Annotated in this window: 19 protein-coding genes and 1 pseudogene; 9 read left to right on the top strand and 11 right to left on the bottom strand. The window is 70.0% G+C overall.

Translation table 11 applies throughout. The features are described from left to right. The 3 genes and pseudogenes from FV233_RS01780 to FV233_RS01790 form a co-directional block, all read right to left on the bottom strand. A pseudogene (locus tag FV233_RS01780) lies at positions 1-238 on the bottom strand (sugar transporter); the annotation flags it as partial. Between the two features lie 205 nt (positions 239-443). Beyond that, entirely contained in the window at positions 444-1,937 is a 1,494-nt protein-coding gene (locus FV233_RS01785; protein ID WP_147896454.1) for an LTA synthase family protein, read from the bottom strand. A gap of 214 nt (positions 1,938-2,151) precedes the next feature. Further along, positions 2,152-3,648, bottom strand: coding sequence for a capsular biosynthesis protein (locus tag FV233_RS01790; RefSeq protein WP_147896455.1), 1,497 nt, complete (start codon positions 3,646-3,648; stop codon positions 2,152-2,154). A gap of 350 nt (positions 3,649-3,998) precedes the next feature. On the opposite strand from FV233_RS01790, the gene FV233_RS01795 reads away from it, so the two are divergent. The 4 genes from FV233_RS01795 (at position 3,999) to FV233_RS01810 (ending at position 7,534) form a co-directional block, all read left to right on the top strand. Then, entirely contained in the window at positions 3,999-5,306 is a 1,308-nt protein-coding gene (locus FV233_RS01795) for a capsular biosynthesis protein (protein ID WP_147855887.1), read from the top strand. A gap of 121 nt (positions 5,307-5,427) precedes the next feature. After that, positions 5,428-6,195 (top strand): SDR family NAD(P)-dependent oxidoreductase, encoded by a 768-nt coding sequence (locus FV233_RS01800; protein WP_147896456.1) that lies wholly within the window; start codon positions 5,428-5,430, stop codon positions 6,193-6,195. Then, positions 6,195-7,055, top strand: coding sequence for a formyltransferase family protein (locus FV233_RS01805; RefSeq protein WP_147896457.1), 861 nt, complete (start codon positions 6,195-6,197; stop codon positions 7,053-7,055). The genes FV233_RS01800 and FV233_RS01805 overlap by 1 nt, the downstream gene beginning before the upstream one ends. Before the next feature lie 68 nt (positions 7,056-7,123). After that, positions 7,124-7,534 carry a flagellar biosynthesis protein FlgC gene (locus FV233_RS01810; protein ID WP_147896458.1) on the top strand — a complete coding sequence of 137 codons (411 nt, stop codon included), beginning with the start codon at positions 7,124-7,126 and terminating at the stop codon, positions 7,532-7,534. Here the strand turns inward: FV233_RS01810 and FV233_RS01815 are convergent. From FV233_RS01815 to FV233_RS01835, 5 genes are all read right to left on the bottom strand, one after another. Next, positions 7,518-8,921 (bottom strand): amino acid permease, encoded by a 1,404-nt coding sequence (locus FV233_RS01815; RefSeq protein ID WP_147896459.1) that lies wholly within the window; start codon positions 8,919-8,921, stop codon positions 7,518-7,520. The genes FV233_RS01810 and FV233_RS01815 overlap by 17 nt on opposite strands. 72 nt (positions 8,922-8,993) lie before the next feature. Further along, positions 8,994-10,460, bottom strand: a complete 1,467-nt coding sequence (locus FV233_RS01820; RefSeq protein WP_147896460.1) for a methyl-accepting chemotaxis protein — start codon at positions 10,458-10,460, stop codon at positions 8,994-8,996. Next, on the bottom strand, positions 10,457-10,858 hold the full coding sequence (locus FV233_RS01825) for a hypothetical protein (protein WP_147896461.1): 402 nt from the start codon (positions 10,856-10,858) through the stop codon (positions 10,457-10,459). Before FV233_RS01825 ends, FV233_RS01820 begins: the two co-directional genes overlap by 4 nt. A 354-nt stretch (positions 10,859-11,212) precedes the next feature. Beyond that, positions 11,213-11,833 carry a hypothetical protein gene (locus FV233_RS01830; RefSeq protein WP_147856998.1) on the bottom strand — a complete coding sequence of 207 codons (621 nt, stop codon included), beginning with the start codon at positions 11,831-11,833 and terminating at the stop codon, positions 11,213-11,215. Further along, positions 11,830-13,851 (bottom strand): hypothetical protein, encoded by a 2,022-nt coding sequence (locus FV233_RS01835; protein ID WP_147896462.1) that lies wholly within the window; start codon positions 13,849-13,851, stop codon positions 11,830-11,832. Before FV233_RS01835 ends, FV233_RS01830 begins: the two co-directional genes overlap by 4 nt. A gap of 258 nt (positions 13,852-14,109) precedes the next feature. Between FV233_RS01835 and rpsO the strand changes: the two genes are divergently transcribed. Both rpsO and pnp read left to right on the top strand, forming a co-directional pair. Next, positions 14,110-14,379, top strand: a complete 270-nt coding sequence (gene rpsO / locus FV233_RS01840; RefSeq protein WP_147856365.1) for a 30S ribosomal protein S15 — start codon at positions 14,110-14,112, stop codon at positions 14,377-14,379. Positions 14,380-14,586: 207 nt separating this feature from the next. Next, the gene (gene pnp / locus FV233_RS01845; RefSeq protein ID WP_147856366.1) at positions 14,587-16,809 is read left to right on the top strand and encodes a polyribonucleotide nucleotidyltransferase; all 2,223 of its coding nucleotides are present in this window, start codon (positions 14,587-14,589) and stop codon (positions 16,807-16,809) included. 95 nt (positions 16,810-16,904) lie between these two features. On the opposite strand, the gene FV233_RS01850 is transcribed toward pnp, so the two are convergent. Further along, on the bottom strand, positions 16,905-18,689 hold the full coding sequence (locus FV233_RS01850) for an SWIM zinc finger family protein (RefSeq protein ID WP_187278035.1): 1,785 nt from the start codon (positions 18,687-18,689) through the stop codon (positions 16,905-16,907). Between the two features lie 81 nt (positions 18,690-18,770). Between FV233_RS01850 and FV233_RS01855 the strand changes: the two genes are divergently transcribed. Continuing rightward, positions 18,771-18,992 carry a YgaP-like transmembrane domain gene (locus FV233_RS01855; RefSeq protein WP_147856160.1) on the top strand — a complete coding sequence of 74 codons (222 nt, stop codon included), beginning with the start codon at positions 18,771-18,773 and terminating at the stop codon, positions 18,990-18,992. A 137-nt stretch (positions 18,993-19,129) separates the two neighbouring features. Here the strand turns inward: FV233_RS01855 and FV233_RS01860 are convergent, their stop codons facing one another. Further along, entirely contained in the window at positions 19,130-19,393 is a 264-nt protein-coding gene (locus FV233_RS01860) for a GlsB/YeaQ/YmgE family stress response membrane protein (RefSeq protein ID WP_147856159.1), read from the bottom strand. 186 nt (positions 19,394-19,579) lie between these two features. Between FV233_RS01860 and FV233_RS01865 the strand changes: the two genes are divergently transcribed. Both FV233_RS01865 and FV233_RS01870 read left to right on the top strand, forming a co-directional pair. After that, a complete protein-coding gene (locus FV233_RS01865; RefSeq protein ID WP_147856158.1) occupies positions 19,580-19,936 on the top strand; it encodes a RidA family protein in 357 nt (118 codons plus the stop codon). A 98-nt stretch (positions 19,937-20,034) separates the two neighbouring features. Continuing rightward, on the top strand, positions 20,035-21,123 hold the full coding sequence (locus FV233_RS01870; RefSeq protein ID WP_147856157.1) for a polyamine ABC transporter substrate-binding protein: 1,089 nt from the start codon (positions 20,035-20,037) through the stop codon (positions 21,121-21,123). A 47-nt stretch (positions 21,124-21,170) separates the two neighbouring features. On the opposite strand, the gene FV233_RS01875 is transcribed toward FV233_RS01870, so the two are convergent. Further along, a complete protein-coding gene (locus tag FV233_RS01875) occupies positions 21,171-21,578 on the bottom strand; it encodes a DUF3597 domain-containing protein (RefSeq protein WP_147856156.1) in 408 nt (135 codons plus the stop codon). Between the last annotated feature and the right edge of the window lie 94 nt (positions 21,579-21,672).

The following is a 21,672-nucleotide window of genomic DNA, read 5'->3' on the forward strand; positions in this document are numbered from 1 at the left end:
GGTCGCCGAAGGAGGCGAGCAGGCTGTCGAGGGGGCGGCCGCGCAGGGCCTCGATCACGGATGGGGTGACGTCGATGATCTCGTAGCGGGCGAGCGTGCCGCCGTCGGCGGTGGCGACTTCCGCGCCAGCCTCGATCGCGCTGGCCGTCGGACCCGCCGCGGGCAGGTACGTGCAGCCGCCGATGGACCCTGCCGCGAGGGCGGCCATCAGCGCTGAGAGCGCCGTCTTACGCAGCATCACAGAGACTTCTCCTCGCCGGCCTCCGCGCCATCGCTGGCTCGGACCGGGACATCCATGGTGACCGCCAAACGCTGCGATCGCTTTAACGGCCGCGTCGAACGGGCGGGCACCGTGCGGAACCCACTTCTCGGACAGCTTCGCTATCGGCCGGCAATGCGTCACCAGCGTGGCACTGTCGAACTTGTTACCGTCAAGCTTAACCTTATCGCGTCCTTGCCGGCCTGTCCGCAAGGGTGCTGGCGAGGGTGGACCGCAGCTCCCGTCCAAGGGCGTCGGCGGTGATGTCCAGGCGGCGCGGCGTCACCTGAGGGCCGCCGAACCGGAACACGGCGTAATCCGTCGCCTGACCGCCGAAGCCCGGCTTGCAGGTCGGCAGCGAGGGGGCGTGGTCCCCAAAGACGCAGAGCGTGACGGCCTGGCCGCGCTCGCGCGCCAGGCCGTCGAGCCCGGCCACGAGGTTCTCGACCATCCGCCCGGTATTGACCACGTGGTGGAGGTACTGCGCCTCCGGGGCGTCGATCCCGGGCAGCCGACCGGGTTTCCACGGTCCGTGGTTCTCCATCGTGACGCAGAACAGGAACAGCGGGGTGCGCTGCCCCCGGACCTCGTCCAGCAGGCGCTCGCCGAGCGCCACGTCGCCGACATAGGGGCCGACCCGGGGGGCCGCCTCGAACGCCTCGCCCATCACCAGGTCGCCGAAGCCGAAGGCCTGCATGACCTTCGCCCGGCGGAAGAAATCCCGGTGGAACGGGTGGAGGAACAGGGTGCCGTAGCCCCGGCCCCGGGCCAGCCGGGCCAGGCTGGTCGGCTCGTCGCCGCTGCGGGAGGTGTAGGGATCGTACCGGCCGAAGCCGAGGCTGTCGGAGGGCCGGCCGGTCAGCACGGCGTGCTCGCTGCGCATCGTGTAGGCACCGTGCGCGGGAACCCGAAGCCGGCCGTATTGCGCGGCCCGGGTGCGGAACAGCTCCATCGCGGGCAGTGCCGGGCCGCCGAGGCGCTCCGGGTCGATGAACGATTCGAGCTGGATCACCACGACCACGTCGTCGCCCGGGCCGGCCGGCAGCACCGGCACGTCCGGGACCGGGGCGCTGCCCGCCAGCGCCCGGGCCGTGTAGCCGAGCAGGCTCGCCGGCAGCCCGACCCGCGCGACGTCGGCTTCGAGGTCGGGCTCCGGGAACCAGCGGGCGACAAGGCCCGCCAGCGGCGGCCGGGAGGCGGCGCGCAACAGGAGCCACAGGGCCAGCGGCAGGCCGAGCATCGCGGCGACGCAGGGGATCGGCGCATCCGGCAGGACGCTGGGCTCCGTCCGGTACCAGATCACCGTCGCGATCACGGTTAGGAGCACGGGGACCGCGATGCGCGGGTCCCAGAGCGGTGGGATGTAATAGAGCTGCGGGTGGCGCGGCACCTGCGGCAGCAGGACGAAGTCGCTGAACAGCAGCGGCTCGCCGATCACCGAGCGCTTCGCGCGGCTGACATAGATCAGCGCGGCGACGGAGACGACGCAGGTCAGGGCGGCCAGCCAGGGCCGCCACGAGAAGCAGAACCAGAACAGCAGGATCAGCAGGTAGCCGAGTAACCGCAGGGCGAGATCCCGCGGCGCGAGGCTCGCCCGGGTGAGCGAATCGCCGACGAAGATTTCGAGGGCGAGGCAGAGGGCCAGCGCGAGGCCGGTGGCGGTGAGGAACGTCGTCAAGGTCCAGGAACTCGGAGAGGGGCGAGCGTGCGAGCGATCGATACGGGGTCCGACTCGGCACGGAAGAACATGTTGAAACAAGGGCTTCGGGACATTCCCTGAAGAGGGGGCTTCGGCGACGCCCCCTCTTCCGGAACAAGAGAAGCCCGCTCTATCCTCGTGTGCTAGCTCGAAAAATCCGGCACACCGGATGCCAAGGCGGTGCCTCCTGCCCTCAGCGCGGTCCAGCCTCGCGGCCGACGCCGCGGCGGCGGCGCAACGCCCGCACGATCGGATTGAACAGGCCGTAGCGGGCGCGCATGATCCAATGGGCGGTGCGGCCGATCGAGAGCGCGCTGCGGGGGGCGGCCTCCCGGGCGGCGCTCAGCCGGTCGAGCAGCTGCTCGGGGCTGCAGGGTTTCATGGCCACGGGGTCGAGGTAGCGCGAATAGAGGATCATCGCCCCTGCCACCAACTCGTCCAGGGTGAGCCTGCGGCCGCGGTCGGCTCCCGGCGCCAGATCCTCGGACAGGCCCCAGCCCGAGTAGAACGGGCGGCCATGAGTCGCCACGGTGAGCCCGCGGATCAGCGCCTCGAAGCCCGCCAGCGAGGTCATGGTCTCGACGTGGTGGACCCGGTCGAGCAGGTCGACGATGCTGACCCCCGCCACGATCCGGTCGGCGAGCGCCAGCGCCTCCGCCTCCGGAATGATGCCGGGGCGGAACCCCGCCTCGACGTCGGGGTGAGGCTTATAGAGCAGGAAGGCGTTGGGGTTGCGCCGCCGTGCGGCCTCGAGCAGTGCCCGGTTCGACCGGACCAGCGGCGAGCCGTGCTGCACGGAGGCGTCGTCCTCCACCTGTCCCGGCACCAGCACGATCCTGCGGCCGGCCGGCCAATCGAGCGATGCGGCGTCCAGGCCGACATTGTACTTGCTGAGGCGGCGGGCCACGACTTCCTCGCGCAGGCGCTTGGCCCGGCTCACGAGTTCGGGCGGGAAATCCGAGTCGGCCAGCAGCCGCTGCAGGCGGCTTTCCCGGCGCGGGTCGTAGTAGATGCCGAGGTCGTCGACCACGATGGAGGCGCCGGGCTGCAGGCTCGCCCCGAGGCCCACCGAGCGCAGGAAGCCGTCCTCCACCCGGGCGAGCGGCAGGCCGGCCTGCGTGCAGGTGTCTTCCAGCTTACCCGGCGCGCGCGTCGCCCAGGCGAGGATCCGGCCGTGATGGCGCCGGCCCGCCGCGACCGCGGCCTCGGCCGTCATGGTGTGAATTGGGCGCCCGGCGGGCCCGGTGCCGAGCACGTCGAGGGCCGGCCTCTTCCAGCGCGACATGCCGACATAGACGACACGCCGGTCGTTCTCGGCGAATCGTGCGGCCAGCCAGGCCACCGCCTCGGCGCAGGCCTCGCGGCCGATCGGCGCGCGGGTCCAGGGATCGAGGTAGTGGATGCCGCCCGCCCCGCCGAGCGGCGCGCCGTCGAGGCTGATCCGCAGGGATGCGAAGCCGGTTTCCGGCCGGTCGTACGGGCTGAGCAGGGGACCGGGCGCGACCACGAGCCGGCGCCGGCCGGTCAGCGCGAGCAGCCGCGCCCGCAGGCTTTCCGCGCCCCAGACGGCGCCGACCGCAGCCGGCCGGACCGGCCCAAAGGCGAGACCCGTCGCGGCCTCGATCTCCGCCCGCAGGCGGTGGATCGTCCGGCCGGTCGCGTAGAGCGACGGGGTCGGTTCAAGGGACATGATGGGGCGCCCGGCTCCGGTCGTCTGACTCGTTCGGGCCGTCGTGTAGCGCATTTTCCCCGGCATGGGATGGCCGGGCCTGAATCACCGAAATCGCAGGGACAAGCGCGGCCGTCCCATCAAAACGTCACGTCGTGGAAAGGATTTGGACATATCGTCGCCGTGATTGCCCCTTCAATCCAGGCGGGGGCCGCGAAAGTGCGACCGTTGCAGACGGGCCACGCCGGAGCGGAAACGCCATCCTGCGACGCGGCCTCGGATTGCCGGCTCGCGCCGAGGCGTGCCACCTCAGGTCAGTCTTTCCGGTCCGGCTCCGTCCGGCCGAGGGTCAAGGATAGAAGCGCCGCGGAATGCAAAAGACCGCCCTCGACGCCCTCCGCGACCGCCCCGCGACCTTCCTGTTCCTGCAGGGCATCGCATCTCCGTTCTTCTCCGATCTCGGCAAGGCGCTGCGCGCCCGGGGACACGAGGTCCGGCGCATCAACCTGTGCCCCGGCGACTGGCTGTTCTGGAACGGCAAGGCGGACAACTACCGCGGTCGCCGCGAGGCCTGGGGCACGTATCTCGAATCGTATCTCGACCGCGAGGCCGTCACCGACATCGTGCTGTTCGGCGATTGCCGGCCGTTCCACCGGGCGGCCCGGATGATCGCGGAGGTTCGTGGCCTGCGGGTCCACGTGTTCGAGGAAGGCTACATCCGTCCCAACTGGATCACCTGCGAGCTCGGCGGGGTGAACGGCTTCTCGTCCCTGCCCCGTACGGCGGCCGAAGTCCGCGCGCTGGCGCGCCGCTTGCCCCAGCCCGGAAGGGCGATGCCCTCCACCGGCGACATGGCCCGTCGCAGCGTCTGGGATGTCGGCTACAACGTCGCCAACATCGCCTTCCCCTATCTCTTCCCGCATTTCCGCAGCCACCGGCCGACCCATATCGCGGCCGAGTACGCTGGCTGGATCAAGAAGTTCAGTCGTCGCTCCCACACCCGCCGCGAGGCGGCGCGCTGCGACGAGATCTACCGTGCGGTCGGCTGCGACTACTTCCTGCTGCCGCTCCAGCTCGACAGCGACTACCAGATCCGGGTGCACTCGCCGTTCCTGGGCGTCGAAGGCTTCATGGACCGGGTGATCAAGTCCTTCGCGGACGCGTCCTCGGCGCCGACGCGGCTCCTCGTGAAGCTTCATCCGCTGGACAGCGGCCTGATCAACTGGCGCAAGTTCGCCCGCGCCTCGGCCCGGCGCCACGGCGTCAGCGACCGGCTCGACTTCATCGACGGCGGCGATCTCCCGTCCCTGATCAAGGGCGCCCGCGGCGTCGTGATCGTCAACTCGACCGTGGGCATGCTGTCCCTGGAGATGGGCCGCCCCACCCACGCGGTGGGTACCGCGATCTACAACATGGCCGGCCTGACCCATCAGGCCGACCTCGACGGGTTCTGGACGAACCCGACCCCGCCCGACATGGGCCTGATGGCCGATTTCCGCCGGGTCGTGCTGCACCGGACCCAGGTGAACGGCGGCTTCTTCTCCAAGGGGGCGATCGAGCGAGCGGTGGCCGGCTCGGTGCCGCGGATGGAATCCGCCCTCCCCGATTCGATGCTGGCCGCCGCGCGGGTGATTCGTGAGGGCGGCGAGAGCGACGGGCAACTCGCGCCTGTCTATTGAAGCGTAGCGGGAAACCTGTCGGTTTCCGCAGACAGTTTCCGGGTCCCGGTGACCCATTAAGTCACCGATGAGCCCTCCCCGGCCTTGATTTGTCCGTGCTCCGCGGCGTAGCACCCGCGTCATGCCCCGCATTCTGATCACTGGCGCGTCGAGCGGTATCGGCGCTGCGCTCGCACGCCACTACGCGCGTGCCGACGCGAGCCTCATCCTCGTCGGACGCAATGTCGAGCGGCTCGAAGCCGTGGCCCGGGACTGCCGGGCGAGCGGCGCGACCGTCGAGCCCGTGCGCCTCGACACCCGTGACCGGGCCGCCGCGATCGCCCTGATCCACAGGGTTCACGCCGCCCAGCCACTGGACCTCGTGATCGCCAACGCGGCCGTTAACGGCGGCAACCAGAAGGGCGAGGTCGAGTCCGAGGAAACGGCCTTCGAAACCTCCGACATCAATTACACGGGCTCGCTCAACATCGTGCTGCCCACGCTGACGTTGATGCTCCAGCGCGGTAGCGGCCAGATCGTGCTCGTCTCGTCCCTGGCGGCTTACGCGCCGCTGCAGGATGCCCCGGCCTATAGCGGCGCCAAGGCCGCCCTGGTCGCCCACGGGCTGGCTCTGCGCCAGAAGGTCGGGCCGCGGGGCGTTAAGGTCAACGTCGTGGCGCCGGGCTACGTGAAGACCCCGATGGGCGGCGAGCTGAAGGGCTGGCGGCCCCTGGAGATGAGCGCCGAGCAGGCCGCCCTGTACATCGCCAAGGGCGTCGCCAAGGATCGCGACGTGATCGCCTTCCCGTTCGCGCTGGCGGCCCTCGCCAGGACCGTCCTCCTCCTGCCGGAGAGCATCCGCCGGGCCGGGCTCTACGCCTTCCGGTTCCAGCGGCGGCCGCGCCGCTGATGAGCCGGGCCCGGATCGCCCTGTTCGTGCTGGAGGCGCTGCCGAATGCCCGGGTGGTGCGCCGGTTCGTGGCCGATCACGGCGCCGACATCGTCTGCGTCGGGCTCTCGAACGCCGAGCGGCCGTCGAGCGGCGGGCTGACGGGCCAAGTCCGGCGCCACCTCGCGCGGTCCGGGACCGGGATCCTGCCGTATCTGGCCGTGAATTTCGGGCTGCCCGACCTGCTGCGGCCGCTGGCACCCCTGACCCAGGCCGTGGCCGGCAGTGGCGATGCGCCGGAATCGACGCCGCTCAAGACCCTGTGCCGGCGCCTCGGCATCCCGACCCTGACAGTGGACGACGTCAACGGTCCCGAGGTCGCGCAGAGGCTGCGCGAGACCGCCCCCGACCTGATCCTGACCTACCATTTCGACCAGATCCTGAAGGCCGAAACCATCGGGCTGGCGCCGCTCGGTGGCATCAACGGTCATCCCGGGCTGCTGCCGCGCCATCGCGGGCCGGTCCCGACGATCCACGCCCTCGCGGATGGCCCGGGCGCCTTCGGCATGACCCTGCACCGGCTCGCCGCTACGATCGACACCGGGGCGATCCTCGCCCAGGAGGCCGTCCCGCTGCCCGCGGACACCACCGCCACCCGGGCGGCCGTGGCACTCCACGCCCATGGCCGCGGTCTGCTGGAGCGCCTCCTCGATGAGATCGCCCGCACCGGCCGCATCCCTGAGGGCCGCAGCACCGAGGTCTTGCCCTACTGTCCGTTCCCGGACCGCGCGCTGCTCGCCTCCCTGCGCCGGAGGGGCCTGCGCCTGACCGACGGACGGGACCTGCGCGAGGCGGTGAGCCTGTCGGGCCGGGCCGGTTAACCGGCCCTTAAGCCTGTTTCGGAAAGGATCGGTCAGTCCCTCTTCCCGTTCCGACCGAGCGCGCCAGCATGCCGGATACCAGCCCCCTCAAGGCGGCCACCGACGCGCTGGCCTACGGCCGCCGGATGCAGAGCGGCCAGATTCGTGCGATCTCCGAGAACATCGCGAACGCCGACTCGGTCCCGGCCAATCCCAATGGGGTACCGTACGCCCGGAAGATCGCGGTGTTCCGGCCGGTCGACGTCGATGCGGGGCGCGAGCCGGTCGGTCGCATCGTGCGCGATTCCAGCGATTTCCGCCGGCGTTACGACCCGTCCAACGTGTCCGCCGACCGGCAAGGCTATGTTCGCCTGCCCAACGTCAACGTCGCCCTCGAATCGGCCGACCTGCAGCGCGTGATCCGCAATTACGAGCTGAACCTCAGCGCCGAGGCGTCGATCGACGCGGTGAGCCGGGCCACGCTCAACCTCCTCGGGTGAGCCGGGCGTTGCGCCGGCCGTAGCCGGCGTAGATCGCCAGCCCGATCACCAGCCAGAGTGCGAGCCGGATCCAGGTGTCGGCCGGCAGCGACGCCATCAGGATCACGCAGGACAGGATGCCGAGCACTGCGACCGGGGTCGCCGCCGGGACGCGGAACGGCCGGGGCCTGTCCGGGTCCGTGCGGCGCAGGATCAGCACGATCGCGCAGACGAGGCTGAACGCCAGGAGCGTGCCGATGCTGACGAGTTCGCCCAGGATATCGATCGGCACCAGCCCGGCCACCGCAGCCGTGAACAGCCCGATCACCACCTGGCTCGACACCGGCGCCCGGGTCTCCGGATCGACCCGGCAGAACAGGGGCGGCAGCAGCCCGTCCCGAGCCATGGCGAAGAAGATCCGGCCCTGCCCGTAGAGCGCGGTGAGCGCCGAGGTGGTCAGCCCGATCAGCGCCCCGATCTTGATCACGATGGCGAAGCTGGGCAGCGCCAGGCGGTCGATGGCCTTGGCGATCGGGTCGGCGACGTCGAGTTCCCGGTAGGGCACGAGGCCGGTGAGCACCGCGGCCACCGCCACGTACAGGACCGTGCTGATCGCCAGCGATCCGATCAGTCCGGCCGGCGCGTCGCGCTGGGGCGCCCGGCACTCGCCCGCCGCGGTCGCGACGGTCTCGAAGCCGATGAAGGCGAAGAACACCACCGCGGCCCCGCGGAACACGCCGCTCCAGCCGAAGCTGCCGAACGTGCCGGCGTTCTCGGGCACGAACGGATGCCACAGCGCCGGCTGCAGATGGACGGCGCCGACGCCCACGAAGGCCAGGATGATCGCGATCTTGGCAACCACCAGGAGCCCGTTGATCAGGGAGGCGTCCCGGGTCGAGCGGGTCAGGAGCGCGGTCAGCGCCAGCACGATCCCGGCCGCCGGCAGGTTCACCCAGCCGCCGTCCCCCGGCGCCCCCGACAGCGCGGCCGGCAGCGTCAGGCCGAAATCCGCCGCGAGCGACTGCGCGTAGCCGGACCAGCCGACCGCAACCGTGGCCGCCGCCAGGGCGAATTCGAGCACCAAGTCCCAGCCGATGATCCAGGCCGGGAAAAGCCCGAGGGTCGCCCGGGTGTAGGTGTAGGTCGATCCCGCCTCCGGGATCATGGCGGCCAGCTCGGCGTAGCACAGGCCGACGAAGCCGCAGGCGATGCCGCCGATCACGAAGGACAGGCTGAGGGCCGGCCCCGCATATTGCGCCGCGGCGGTTCCGGTCAGGACGAAGATGCCGGCGCCGATCGTGGCGCCGAGCCCGATCGCGATCAGGCCCGGGGCCGTGAGGCTCCGCGCGAGTTCGGGATGACCGTTCGCCGGGCTCTCGATCCGGGCGATTGCGGCGGTGTCGGTCATGTCGCAGCTCATGGTCGTCCGGCATCAGCTGTGTCGGATGGGAGCCCGGCGAGCAAGATCCGAGCCGCGACGTCACGCCGCACGTACGGACTCGAGGAAGCGGCCGACCTCGGCGCGCAGGTTCGCGAAGTCCTGCGATAGGCCCGAGACCGAGGCGAGCACGCGGCCGGCCTCGGATCCCGTGACCTGCACGTCGCGGGTGACATCGGTCAGGGTGGCGGTGATCGCGCTGGTGTCGGTGGCGGCCTCCGAGACGTTCCTGAGGATCTCACGGGTCGCCGCGTCCTGCTCCTCGACAGCCGCAGTGATCGCCGTGGCGACGCCGCTCATGTCGCGGATCCGAACGGTGATGCCGTCCACGGCCGTGACGGCCTGCCCGGTCGAGGTCTGGATGCGGTGAACCTGTGTGGCGATCTCCTGCGTGGCCCGGCCCGTCTGCTCAGCGAGTTCCTTGACCTCCGCGGCCACCACCGCGAAGCCCCGGCCTGCCTCCCCGGCCCGCGCCGCTTCGATCGTGGCGTTCAGCGCCAGCAGGTTGGTCTGGCCGGCGATGTTCGAGATCAGCGCCACCACGTCGCCGATGCGCTCGGCCGCCGCGCTCAGCTCGGTCACCAGGGGTGTCGTCGTCGCAGATTGCGCGGCGGCCTCGCGGGCCAACGTGGCCGACGCGTCCACCTGCCGGCCGATCTCGCCAATCGACGAACCCAGCTCCGCGGCGGCCGCCGAGGCCAGCTGGACCTTGATTGCGGCATCCCCCGCGGAGGCCGCCACCGACAGGGACCGGTCCGCCGTCGTGGCCGCCGTCGCCGCCATGCCGGCCGCGCGCGACTCGACGGCGCCGGCCGCGGCGGCGACGTGGTCGAGGATGCCGCCGATCGATTCCTCGAAGGCACGGGCGAGCTGCTCGGTCCCGAACCGGCGCGCCGTCTCCAGGGCGGCCCGGCTCGCTTCGGCCTCGCCCTCCAGCGCCATGGCCCGGGCGAGCTGGGCCTGGGCCTGCCCCTCGGAGGCCGCGAGGGCCCGGAAGGACTGCTCGACAGTGCGGCACACCCAGATCAGGATGCCGGTCTCGATCAGGACGATCGCGGCATGGAGGATCACCCGGCCGAGGTCGGCCCGCCCGTCCGGGAAGATCAGGGCGGGCATCGCAACGTCGAGGGCGAGGTGGTGGATGGCCGTCGCCGCGGCCGCGGCCAGGATCACCCGCCAGTCGCACCACCCGGCCAGCATCGCCAGGCAGGCGAAGAAGTACATGTGCAGGTCGATCTGCCAGGGGTGACCCGCGAAGGCCACCAGCAGGAGGGCGGCCATGCCCACGAGGGCCACGCCGCTCACGATGCGGGTCGCCTCGCTCACCGGGTCGCGCATCCAGAGTGCCGTCGCCAGGGCCGCCAGCGAGGCGGCCGCGACCACCGGGGCGATCGCTGGAAAGGCCGCGCTCGTCACGGCCTCCGCGGCGGCGACCAGCACCACGTGCGCCCAGAGCAGCGGGATCAGGAAGCGGCCGAAGCGGCGCTGCAGGGTTTCGAGATCGTTCATGGGGACGAGTTCCGGGCCGTGTCCGCGCTGGGATCCGGCGAAGGCGTGGCGGGTGCGGACGGGCCGCACCCCTCGGAAAGGCGCCCGTCGAGGACGAGGCTGGCCCCGGCGGCATAGAGGCGGCCGGCGAACCCCGCCCGGTCAGAGCGGGCCAGGAAGACGTCGTCGCGCCCGCCGCGGTTCAGGAGGGTTCCGCCCGCCTCCGCGACGATCCGGGCCGCGTCGGCGGCGCTGCCGCCGGGCGGGCCGATTACCGCCACCACGTCCGCTTGGGGAACCGCCAGGATGACCAGCGGCGCCAGCACGGCGATCAGACCGCCGAACCCGGCCAGACTCCACTCGACTGACGGCCGGGTGTGATGAGCGGGACGCGCGTCACGGACGCGTACAGTCACCACCGAGATGTCAGGCTGTTCGACATGGTGACGTAACCTTTCAATCTTCGGATCTAAAAAAGTGTGTCCACGGCGCAGGGAGCGGTATCGACCTCGGCTGGAATCATTTCCTTTCTTAAAGGAATTGGATCGAATTTAAAATTTATGATGCGATGTACCGCGTCCTGAATGATCCGCTTAACGGTACTAATAGAAATTAAAAAATTATGGACATTGATTTTTACTTGATAGGTATCGTACGAACACCATGATCTTGAGTAAAATAATATTTTTATGGTGAAAGGGACTTCAATATATTCACAGCGTCGAACTTTTAGGCAGGTTGAACGTTTTCGGTTAGCGGTGCCGGCGCCGTGCTCATGGCATCGCCTTGTCGGAGGCCGGTGGCTGGGCCTCGACCATTCGCGGGTCGGTCCGGAAGAGTCGGGCCACGGACGCCGAGAATCGGATGAAGGCGCGTCCCTGCGGGGTGATGACATAGCCGTCCCCGGACGGCGCGAGGTTGCCCGACGCGGTCTGCTCCGCCAGGCGCCGCTCGATCTGCCGGTACTCCCCGAGATAGAGCGATTCGAACAACGCCTGCGCACGCGCGGGGCTGAACCGTTCCTCGGGACGAGCCGCCATCTGGCCGAGCAGGAAGACGCTGATCGAGCGGTCGATCGTCACCGGGAGAATCACGAACACGCTGAGGTTCAGGGCGAGCGAGAGTACGCAGGCCCCCAGCGCGTCCCGGCGATGCAGACCCCAGGGACGGCCGAGGACGGCGAGCGCTGTCATCGCCCCGGCGGTGATCACGAAAGCCACCAGCAGTAGGATCAGGCCGCGATAGAACAGGATCGTGACGCCGGATGCGAGGTCCGTCCGGAACAGCAGCACGAAGCAGCCGAACCCGATGAGGATTGCTCCGGCATGCAGCGCGCCCTGGGCCGCGAGCCAGCGCAACGCCACTCCCAGGCGCCCGGGGCCGGTCCGGGTCATCGCGCCGCCCCGCTTACGTCCTGGCCAAGATCCTGGACCGACAGGATCCGGACCATCGGCGACGCGTAGAGCGGCCGGCTCCGCCAGACCCAGGAGTCAGGGTCGGTCCAGGGGGCGTCCCGGGCGGTGACGATGAGTGCGCCGATGCCGGCTGCCGCCGCCCGGCGCCGGACGTCGTCTGCCCCGAGAGTCTCGGAGAAGATCGGCTCGACCTGCGCGAGCCGCTCCGCAACCGCCTCCGCGGAGGCCCCGAACAGCCGCGCCTCCCGGTCGGCCACCGCGACCGGCTGGCGTCCGTAGAGGCCGAAGTCGAACACGCGCGGTGCGGCGGCCGCGTGCTGAAGTACGAGGGTCCGCGGCAGATGCGTGCCGGCCCATTCATAGGCCGTCCGCAGGGCGCGATCGATGTCGGGGCGGGCGTTGAGGAACGCGAAGCTCGGATGGCCGAAGACGCGGAAGGCCCGCATCCCGACGAATCCGTAGAGCGTCGTCGCGTAGCCGAGCAGGAGCAACGCGGCGATCAGGCCGGGCAGGCGAAGCCGCGTTCCGGCGCCCTGCGCCAGCGCCGTGACGGTCCAGGCCAGGGCGGCGACCTGCGCCAGCAGGACCACGCGCCAGCCCAGATCGTTGTACAGGATCGCCGAGCGCAGGAAGCCGCCGATCAGAAGGGACGACGCCGCCACGATGCTGAGCAGGCGTCCCGCCTCGTGCGCATGCGCGACGCGCCGGGGGACGACCCGCCAGAACAGGAACGTGCCGGCGGCGAAGACCCCGAAGGCCAGGTAGTAGTTGACCGGCAGCAGGATCAGGCGGAGCAGGCTCAAGGTCGGCCCGTCCGCAAATCCCTCCAGGGGCCCGAAGCTGCGGATCGCGAGGACGATCGCCTGCCCGGCCTCATGCCGGCTCGCCAGGAGCCCGGACAGGTAGGGTGCCGCCAGGAGTGCGGCGACGAGCCCGGCCGCCATGAGCCGTCCGGCATCGCGCCAGCGGCGCTCGAGCGCGAGCAGCGCCAGCCAGGTCCCGGCCGCCGCGGCCGCGCCCAGGCACACCCAGACCGACAGGCCCGCGCAGGACGCGAAGGCGATGCCCGCCACCGCGACCGCGAAGCCCGGCGCGCGCCGGGTCCCGTCCGCCGCCTCCGCGAGGACCAGAAGCCCGAGCCAGGCCGCCAGGGTCGCCGCGACGTGGTGCGGGACCCAGACCAGGGAGCTCGGCCAGTTCAGGACCTGATCGTTCAGCCATTCCGGCATCGGGATCCAGAGCCCGGTGGCGATCCGGTCGCGGACGACCAGCAGGATGTCGAGCCCGGCCGCCGGCAGCAGCAGGAGGGTCGCGCGGCGCACGAGCCGCGGGGAGGCCTCCCGGACCATCCCGGTGGCGGCGAGCAGCCGGTCCAGCAGGCCGAGCAGCCCGATCCCCGTCCAGAACGCGAGCCCCGCGAAGGCGGTGCGCCCGTCGACGAGCGTTCCCCCGGCCCGGTCGATCAGAGCGCACAGCGCGTAGAAGAAGTAGTAGTAGCCGGCGCGCTCGGGCCGGGCGAAGAACGGATCGACCGGCGGCAGGCCGTCCTGGACGATCGCGCGGGTCAGGCTCGCATGCTTCACGAGGTCGATGACGGTGACGGGCTGGTACAGACCCGTACCGGTATCGATGTCGATCAGCGCGTAGCCCACGATCCCGAGCCAGAGCCCGGCGAGCGCCAGCCCGCGCGCCGTGCCGGGTGGGTCGATCCGGCCCCGCAGCGCGCGGATCGCCGGCACCAGCCCGGCCAGCCCCAGCGCCAGGTTGGCCAGCACGGTGGCCGGGATGCCGGCGGCCTGGACCAGCAGGCTGTCGAGAACCGGCAGCAGGCCGATCCCCAGCAGGGCCGAACACAGGAGGCGGTCACCGGGCGGGAGGCTGCGAAACCCCAGAATCCCGGTCAGGCTGCCCAGCGCGTAGCCCGGCAGCAGGATGACGGGAACGCCGAGCAGCGTCGCCATGAGGACGCCGCCCATATCCGAGAGACTACCGTTCATCGCCGGGCCGCCGTTCGTGCCGGTTCCGGCTACCACGCCGGTGTTAACCCTTCCCTCGGCGCAGCCCTCCGGCCCGGGGCTGGTTTATCCGGTGGTTTCGTGTATGGATCGCGCAGCCTCGGCCCGGGTTACCGGGCGGGGCTTGAGCCGCTTGGCGCTGTGACCGTGCTGGACGACATCCCGGCACCGGCCGAACGCCGAGCTCGAGCGCCCCGATACGGGCGCCGCATCTGACCAGCACAACCCGAAAGGTATGCGATGTCGATCACGGCGGAGCGCAAGACCGCGCTCATCAAGGAACACCGCAAGGACGCCAAGGACACCGGGTCCCCCGAGGTCCAGGTCGCGATCCTCACCGAGCGGATCTCCAACCTGACCGGCCACTTCAAGACCCACGGCAAGGACAACCACTCCCGCCGGGGCCTGCTGAAGATGGTCTCGCAGCGCCGCTCGCTGCTCGACTACGTCAAGCGCAAGGACGAGGCCCGCTACCGCGCCCTCATCGAGCGCCTCGGCATCCGCCGCTAAGACCGACCAAGCGCGGTTCCGGGCCCGGCTCGGGGCCGCGTTTCACAATCTCGGGCTGCCGGAATGGGTCCGGCCGCTCGAAAACGGGCCGCTTCGAGGCGCCAGCGTCGGGGCAGGATCGCGAGACACTTTGCCGGTCGAAGTGTCTCGCCGTCTTGCCCCCGACGGCGCCGGGCTTGGCCCGCCGAAGGCAAGGAAGAGACAAGAATGTTCGACGTTCAACGCGAAGAGCTGATGTGGGGCGACCGCAAGCTCGTCCTGGAGACCGGCAAGGTCGCCCGGCAGGCCGACGGCGCGGTGCTGGCCACCTACGGCGAGACCTCCGTGCTGGCCACCGTGGTCGCCGGCAAGGAGCCGAAGGCCGGCATCGACTTCCTCCCGCTCACCGTGAACTACCAGGAGCGCGCCTACGCCGCCGGCCGCATCCCGGGCGGCTACTTCAAGCGCGAGGGCCGTCCCTCCGAGAAGGAGACCCTGGTCTCCCGCCTAATCGACCGCCCGATCCGCCCGCTGTTCATCAACGGCTGGCGCAACGACACCCAGGTCGTCATCACGGTCCTGACCCACGACCTCGAGAACGATCCCGACATCGTGTCGATGGTCGCGGCCTCCGCCGCCCTGACCCTGTCGGGCGTGCCGTTCATGGGCCCGATCGGCGCCGCCCGCGTCGGCTACATCAACGGCGGCTACCGGCTGAACCCGCTGGTCACTGAGACCAAGGAGGAGTCGAGCCTCGACCTCGTCGTCGCCGGTACCCAGGACGCCGTGCTGATGGTCGAGTCGGAGGCCAAGGAGCTCTCCGAGGACGTGATGCTCGGCGCCGTGATGTTCGGTCACAAGCACTTCCAGCCGGTCATCGAAGCGATCATCCGCCTCGCCGAGAAGGCCGCCAAGGAGCCGCGCGACTTCCAGGCCCCCGAGAACGCCGACGTCGAGAAGGCCGTCCTCGAGGTCTGCGAGACCGAGCTGCGCGCCGCCTACACGAAGACCGTCAAGCAGGAGCGCTACGCCGCCGTCGACGCCGTGAAGGCGAAGGTGATGGCCGCCCTATGCCCCGAGGGCGCTGAGAAGTTCCCGGCCGAGAAGGTCAAGGCCGCGTTCAAGGAGGCGCAGTCCAAGGTCGTGCGCTGGAACGTGCTCGACACCGGCTCGCGCATCGACGGCCGCGACCTGAAGACGGTCCGCCCGATCGTCTCCGAGGTCGGCGTGCTGCCCCGCGCCCACGGCTCGTCGCTGTTCACCCGCGGCGAGACCCAGGCCCTGGTGGTCGCCACGCTCGGCACCGGCGAGGACGAGCAGTACATCGACTCGCTCGACGGTACCTACAAGGAGCGCTTCCTGCTCCACTACAACTTCCCTCCCTATTCGGTCGGCGAGACCGGCCGCATGGGCTCCCCGGGCCGTCGCGAGATCGGCCACGGCAAGCTGGCGTGGCGGGCGATCCGGCCGGTCCTGCCGCCGGCGCACGAGTTCCCGTACACGATCCGCGTCGTGTCCGAGATCACCGAGTCCAACGGTTCGTCCTCGATGGCCTCGGTCTGCGGCGGTTCGCTGTCGCTGATGGATGCCGGCGTGCCCCTGCGCCGTCCGGTGGCCGGCATCGCCATGGGCCTCATCCTCGAGGGTGAGCGCTTCGCGGTCCTGTCCGACATCCTGGGCGACGAGGATCACCTCGGCGACATGGACTTCAAGGTGGCCGGCACGGACGAGGGCGTGACCTCGCTCCAGATGGACATCAAGATCGCCGGCATCACCGAGGAGATCATGCGGGTCGCCCTCGACCAGGCGAAGGACGGGCGCGCCCACATCCTGCTGGAGATGGCCAAGGCTCTGACCGACGCCCGGCCGGAGCTGGGCGAGTACGCCCCGCGCATCGAGACGATGCAGATCCCGACCGACAAGATCCGCGACGTGATCGGCACCGGCGGCAAGGTGATCCGCGAGATCGTCGAGAAGACCGGGGCCAAGATCAACATCGAGGACACCGGCATCGTGAAGATCGCCTCGGCCGACGGCAAGGCGATCAAGGCGGCCTACAACTGGATCCGCTCGATCGTCGCCGAGCCCGAGAACGGCATGATCTACGACGGCACGATCGTGAAGTGCATGGAGTTCGGCGCCTTCGTGAACTTCTTCGGCGCCAAGGACGGCCTCGTCCACATCTCGGAACTCGCCGTCCAGCGGGTCGCCAAGGTGACGGACGTCGTCAAGGAAGGCGACAAGGTCAAGGTGAAGTTCCTCGGTCAGGACGACCGCGGCAAGATCCGTCTGTCCATGCGCGTCGTCGATCAGCAGACCGGCGAGGACATCACCGAGAAGGTGAAGTCCGAGCGCGAGTCCAGCCGCAGCGACCGGGACGGCGAGCCCCGGCGCGAAGATAACGGCGGCCGCCACCGCGGCGAGCGCCGCCGCGACTCCGCCGGCGAGTGATTGTTCGGGACTGTCCCGCGCGGGCTTCGGTCGGCGCGGGTTGTGATGCGAGAGGCGCGGTCCCCCGGGGCCGCGCCTTTTTCGTATGCGGCCCTTCAGAGACCGTGCCGCAGGTCTTCGAGCAGCGGCCGCAGCTTATATTTGCGCTTATGCGTCTCGATCAGGCCCTCGATCCGGCGCGTCCAGTCGTCAAAACGGTCAGCCGCGTCGTAGGCCTGTAGGGCGCAGCGGAGCCATGTGGCGGCCTCTTCGTATTGGCCGGCCTGGCCCTGATCCATGATCGCTGTGGCCCGCGCCTCCGCGAGCGCGATCACCCAGTCGGGGTGGCTCGCATGGGCCGCCTCGGCGAGGCGCAAGAGCTCGCTGGAATGGGTTCCAAAGCTGTTCTTCGCAGCGGCGACAGCCGCGTCGATCATCCCCTCGTCCAGGAAGATCGCGACGCGGTCCACAGCCCTCTCGGCCTCCGACAATCGGGCGAGCAGGACGTCGCGGTCCGAGGGCCAAGCCTTGCCGGCGACCGCCTTGGCGGCATCGAAATCCGCCTTCGCGAACGTCGCCTCGAAGGCCGTCCGGGCCGCCCGCCGGGCTAGCGCCCCCCGGGCCTCGTCCCGCAGCCAGCGGGCCAAGGGCACCACGGAGCGGTTCGGATGCCCGAGCTCAAGGTTCTCGGCCTCGTCCTGCCCGAGCCCGAGGCCCGCCTCCCCAACGGCCAGGGCCTCCTTGCCGTGGCCGGCGTCCTTGAGAACCTGCGCGAGGTCGAGGGCTTCCGCCGGGCTGGTGAAGGTGGCCTCGGCATGCGCCACGGCCTCCGCGATCCGCCCGAGCCGGGCCAGCTTGCCGGCGACCCGCGCCTGCGCGCCGGCCGCCCGGGCGAGGTTCAGATAGGCCTCGTCCTGCCCGCTCGCGTCGAGCACGCGCAGCCGCACCTCCGTCAGAATGCGGTCTGCGAAATCCGCACCCTCCGGCGGCCAGGGTCCGGGGCCGCCGTCGAGGACGGCCTTCAGCGCCGGGTCGTCCCACCCCGTCTCCAGCGCCTGGATCGCCACCGCGAAGCTCTCGGGCCCGTAATCCGAGATCCGCGCCTCCCAGCCCGCCAGCGTGTCGCGCAGGGCGACGCGCGCCTTCGGATCGAGATCCCCCATCAGCACGGCCTCGGCCATCATCCGACCGAGGTCCTCAAACAGCAGATAGCTCGTCTCGTCATCCTCGTAGCCGTAGTCGAGCCAGTCCTCGACCAGCGGTTCGGCCACCGCTTCGAGAATGCGCAGAGCGTTGCGGCCGTCGCCGGCTTCGAGGAACGGGACCGCCTTCTCCACCAGGGCGCGCAACTCGGCTTCATCGCCGTCGGCCCGGTAGCCGGCCCAGTAATTCGCCCGGCGGCCGTGCCCGGCGAGCAGGTTGCGGGCACGGTCGGCGATCGGCTGCGGGTCGATCGTGCCGTCTGCCGATGCTGCGTGCGGAGCGGTGGTGAGCTCCATCGCGATCCAGTCGATCAGGTCGGGGTCGCTGGTGGCTCGCCGCTGGATCAGATCCACGAGGGCATCCCGGTCGAGGGGTGCGAGCAGATCGGCCAGTGGCGGACGCTCGTCGAGGGCTTGCGGTGCCTCGATCAGCGTCAGAAGAGCCGCGATCACGTGCTTGCAGGCGCCTCCCCACTCGTAGGGGCAGGTGCAACTGGTCTGCGCGATACGGCCGTCCTCGATTCGGAGGACGACGCGATAGGGATCGATCTCGCTGCCCGCCACCTCGGCGGTGATCGTATCGCCCCGGGCCACGAGGCCGGAGACCGCACCGTCCTGATGATAAGCGAGGCCGCGCTCGCGTATCTCGGGAGAGGCGAGGTCGGCGATCGCGGATGGTTTCGGCAGCTTGCGCGCCATGCACGCCTCCATCGTGCGCGGCTGAAGGAACGCAGGCCCCGCGCCCGCGTTCGAACCGCGACCTCACAGCGGGACTCTTTCATGGCCAACGATATGATCAATGAAATCTTCAGCGGGCAGCCGAACCTGACCACCACCGAGCGGGCCGTGTCGGTCGCGCTGGGCCTCGGGATCGCGGCGGCGGCGGCGCAGCCCCGGCCGAACAAGATCCTCAGCCTGCTGGCATTGGTCGTCGGCGTCGGCCTGGCAGTGCGCGGCGCCACCGGCCACTGCGCCGTCAAAGCGGCCGCCGAACACCTCTGAGCGTTCCGCGGAGCCACGGGCCGCCTGAGCATCGTCGTTGCACGAGAGCCGGCGGCCCCCTTCGGGACGATGCGGTAGGCCACAAAAAAGGGGCGCCCTGCGGGGCGCCCCTTCGCGTTCCGGCGTACCGGACTTGGTCAGATAGTCGTGCTGCGGCGGCCGGCGATCATGCCGTAGATGAACAGCACCACGACGGCGCCCACGACGGCTCCGATGAAGCCCGCGCCCTGGTTCGGTCCGTACCAGCCGATGGCCTGGCCCAGGAAGGTCGCCACGAAGGCGCCGACGATGCCGAGGATCGTCGTCAGAATGAAGCCCGACGGCTCGTTCGGTCCGGGCATGAGGAACTTGGCGATGATTCCGGCGAGGAACCCGATGACGATGGTCCAGAGAATACCCATGACGAACCCCAAGGCGTGACAAGCGATGCCGTGTGAACGCACGTCGGTCGGAAGCGGTTGCTCGCAACTGCACATGAGGGGAGAATTTTCCGCCGGTTCCCGCGGCGCGTCGGCGCGCGGCCCTTTACGGCCGGCCCCGAGCCGCGGCAGATACCGGCGTTTCGCCGGCTGGAGACTAGAACTAGAATGAGCATCGAACGGATCGAACCGGGCTCGCGGATGTCGCAGGGCGCCGTCCACGGCAACACCATCTACCTCGCCGGCCAGGTGGCATCCGACCCGGTCGGCACCGGGGTCACCGCTCAGACCCAGAACATCCTGGTACAGATCGACCGGTTGCTCGCCGTCGCCGGCAGCGACAAGGATCACATCCTGTCGGCAACGATCTACCTCGCCGACATCGGCCATTTCGCCGAGATGAACGCCGCCTGGGATGCCTGGGTGTCCAAGGATCACCCGCCGGCGCGCGCCACCGTCGAGGCGCGGCTGTGCGATCCGCAATATCTCGTCGAGATCGTTATCGTCGCCGCGAGGCTGGCGTGATCGCGGCCGGGACGGGCCGAGTCGGACGATCGCTCCGGCGCCTCGTCCCAGCCCGCCATCGGGCGGCCCCGCGCGTGGGAAACGGCTTTCGGTCCCGGATGGCGGCGCTGTTTGCCGCCCTCCTCATCCTCGGCCCGGCCGCGCCCGTGCGGGCCGTGGAGGAGCGGGTCGTCAACATCTACAACTGGTCGGACTACATCGACCCGAAGGTGCTCGACGCCTTCACCCGGGAGACCGGGATCAAGGTCGTCTACGACACCTACGACAACAACGAGATACTCGAGACCAAGCTGCTGGCCGGCCGCTCCGGATACGACATCGTCGTGCCCTCGGGGCCCTATCTCCAGCGGCTGATCCGGGCCGGCGCCTTCATGCCGCTCGACAAGGCGAAACTGAGGAACCTCGGCAACCTTTGGCCCGAGATCGCGAGCCGGCTTTCCGTCTACGACCCCGGTAACACCTACGCGGTCGACTACATGTGGGGCACCACCGGCATCGGCTACAACGTCGCCGCCGTGCGCGAGCGCCTGGGTGCCAACGCGGCCCTGAACTCCTGGACCGTCGTCCTCAATCCCGCATCCGCGAACAAGCTCAAGGATTGCGGGATCATGATGCTCGACAGTCCCGAGGATCTGATTCCCAGCATGCTGCCGGTCTTCGGCGCAAAAGCCGATTCCAAGCGCTGGGACGACCTGACCCTGGTCACGGACGCGCTCTACAAGGTCCGGGGCACCGTGCGGAAGTTCCACGCCTCGGAATACATCCAGGCGCTGGCCAACGGCGATATCTGCGTGGCGGTCGGCTATTCGGGCGACGTGCTGCAGGCCAAGCGCCGGGCCGAGGAGGCCAAAAACGGCATCGAGATCGCGTATGTCGTGCCCAAGGAGGGGGCGCTGATGTGGTTCGACACCTTCGCGATCCCGAAGGATGCCGCTCACCCGGCCGAGGCCCTGGCCTTCATCGACTACATGCTGCGGCCCGAGGTGGCGGCGGCCAACACCAACTTCGTGGCCTATGCCAGCGGCAACCTCGCAGCGAAGAAGTTCGTGAAGCCCGAGATCTTGAGCAATCCCGGCATCTACCCCGACGAGGCGACAATGCAGCGCCTGTCGATCAACACCGCCTGGGACGACCGCACCCAGCGCTACGTCACCCGGCTCTGGACCCGGGTCCGTACCGGGCGCTGAAAAGAGAGGCCCGGCGCCGCTCGATGCGCCGGGCCTCTGGGGCGGGTCTAGTTCTTCAGGTCGTCCGGCACCTTGCCGCCGTTCTCGGCAAGCTTCTTCATCACCTGCTTGTGCAGCCAGATGTTCATCGACGCCGAGTCGTCCTTGTCGCCGGTGTAGTGCAGCTCGTCGGCGAGCTGCTTGCGCTCGGACAGGCTCGACTCGAGGCCGAGCAGCTTCATCAGGTCCACGATCGAGTGGCGCCAGTCGAGCTTCTGCCCGTTCTTCTCGGCGAGGCCGGTGAGCACCGCCTCCACGTCCACCGGCTCGCCGGTGCCCGTGCTGCCGGGGGCCGAAGGCGTACCCGAGCCGGCCGAGCCGCTGGCGGAGCCTGACGTGGACGCGGGCGCGGCGTCCGCGGAACCGCCGCCGAACGGATGGAGGATCTTGCCGACGATGCTGCCGAGGAGGCTCATAGGTCCGCTCCGATAATCGAGGCCCGACCTGTGCGCCGGGCGGGCTGTCAACCGGTTGTCGGCCCAGGCGTTCCGAGAATCGGTCTGCGCGGCG

The sequence above is a fragment of the Methylobacterium sp. WL7 genome (genome assembly GCF_008040085.1).
Taxonomy (GTDB): Bacteria; Pseudomonadota; Alphaproteobacteria; order Rhizobiales; family Beijerinckiaceae; genus Methylobacterium; species Methylobacterium mesophilicum.

What these genes read in the sequence shown, in the direction of transcription:
- FV233_RS01790 (WP_147896455.1), bottom strand. Translation starts at nt 3,648, where the DNA reads ATGTCCCTTGAACCGACCCCGTCGCTCTACGCGACCGGCCGGACGATC.
- FV233_RS01795 (WP_147855887.1), top strand. Translation starts at nt 3,999, where the DNA reads ATGCAAAAGACCGCCCTCGACGCCCTCCGCGACCGCCCCGCGACCTTC.
- FV233_RS01800 (WP_147896456.1), top strand. Translation starts at nt 5,428, where the DNA reads ATGCCCCGCATTCTGATCACTGGCGCGTCGAGCGGTATCGGCGCTGCG.
- FV233_RS01805 (WP_147896457.1), top strand. Translation starts at nt 6,195, where the DNA reads ATGAGCCGGGCCCGGATCGCCCTGTTCGTGCTGGAGGCGCTGCCGAAT.
- FV233_RS01810 (WP_147896458.1), top strand. Translation starts at nt 7,124, where the DNA reads ATGCCGGATACCAGCCCCCTCAAGGCGGCCACCGACGCGCTGGCCTAC.
- FV233_RS01815 (WP_147896459.1), bottom strand. Translation starts at nt 8,921, where the DNA reads ATGACCGACACCGCCGCAATCGCCCGGATCGAGAGCCCGGCGAACGGT.
- FV233_RS01820 (WP_147896460.1), bottom strand. Translation starts at nt 10,460, where the DNA reads ATGAACGATCTCGAAACCCTGCAGCGCCGCTTCGGCCGCTTCCTGATC.
- FV233_RS01830 (WP_147856998.1), bottom strand. Translation starts at nt 11,833, where the DNA reads ATGACCCGGACCGGCCCCGGGCGCCTGGGAGTGGCGTTGCGCTGGCTC.
- FV233_RS01835 (WP_147896462.1), bottom strand. Translation starts at nt 13,851, where the DNA reads ATGAACGGTAGTCTCTCGGATATGGGCGGCGTCCTCATGGCGACGCTG.
- rpsO (WP_147856365.1), top strand. Translation starts at nt 14,110, where the DNA reads ATGTCGATCACGGCGGAGCGCAAGACCGCGCTCATCAAGGAACACCGC.
- pnp (WP_147856366.1), top strand. Translation starts at nt 14,587, where the DNA reads ATGTTCGACGTTCAACGCGAAGAGCTGATGTGGGGCGACCGCAAGCTC.
- FV233_RS01850 (WP_187278035.1), bottom strand. Translation starts at nt 18,689, where the DNA reads ATGGCGCGCAAGCTGCCGAAACCATCCGCGATCGCCGACCTCGCCTCT.
- FV233_RS01855 (WP_147856160.1), top strand. Translation starts at nt 18,771, where the DNA reads ATGGCCAACGATATGATCAATGAAATCTTCAGCGGGCAGCCGAACCTG.
- FV233_RS01860 (WP_147856159.1), bottom strand. Translation starts at nt 19,393, where the DNA reads ATGGGTATTCTCTGGACCATCGTCATCGGGTTCCTCGCCGGAATCATC.
- FV233_RS01865 (WP_147856158.1), top strand. Translation starts at nt 19,580, where the DNA reads ATGAGCATCGAACGGATCGAACCGGGCTCGCGGATGTCGCAGGGCGCC.
- FV233_RS01870 (WP_147856157.1), top strand. Translation starts at nt 20,035, where the DNA reads ATGGCGGCGCTGTTTGCCGCCCTCCTCATCCTCGGCCCGGCCGCGCCC.
- FV233_RS01875 (WP_147856156.1), bottom strand. Translation starts at nt 21,578, where the DNA reads ATGAGCCTCCTCGGCAGCATCGTCGGCAAGATCCTCCATCCGTTCGGC.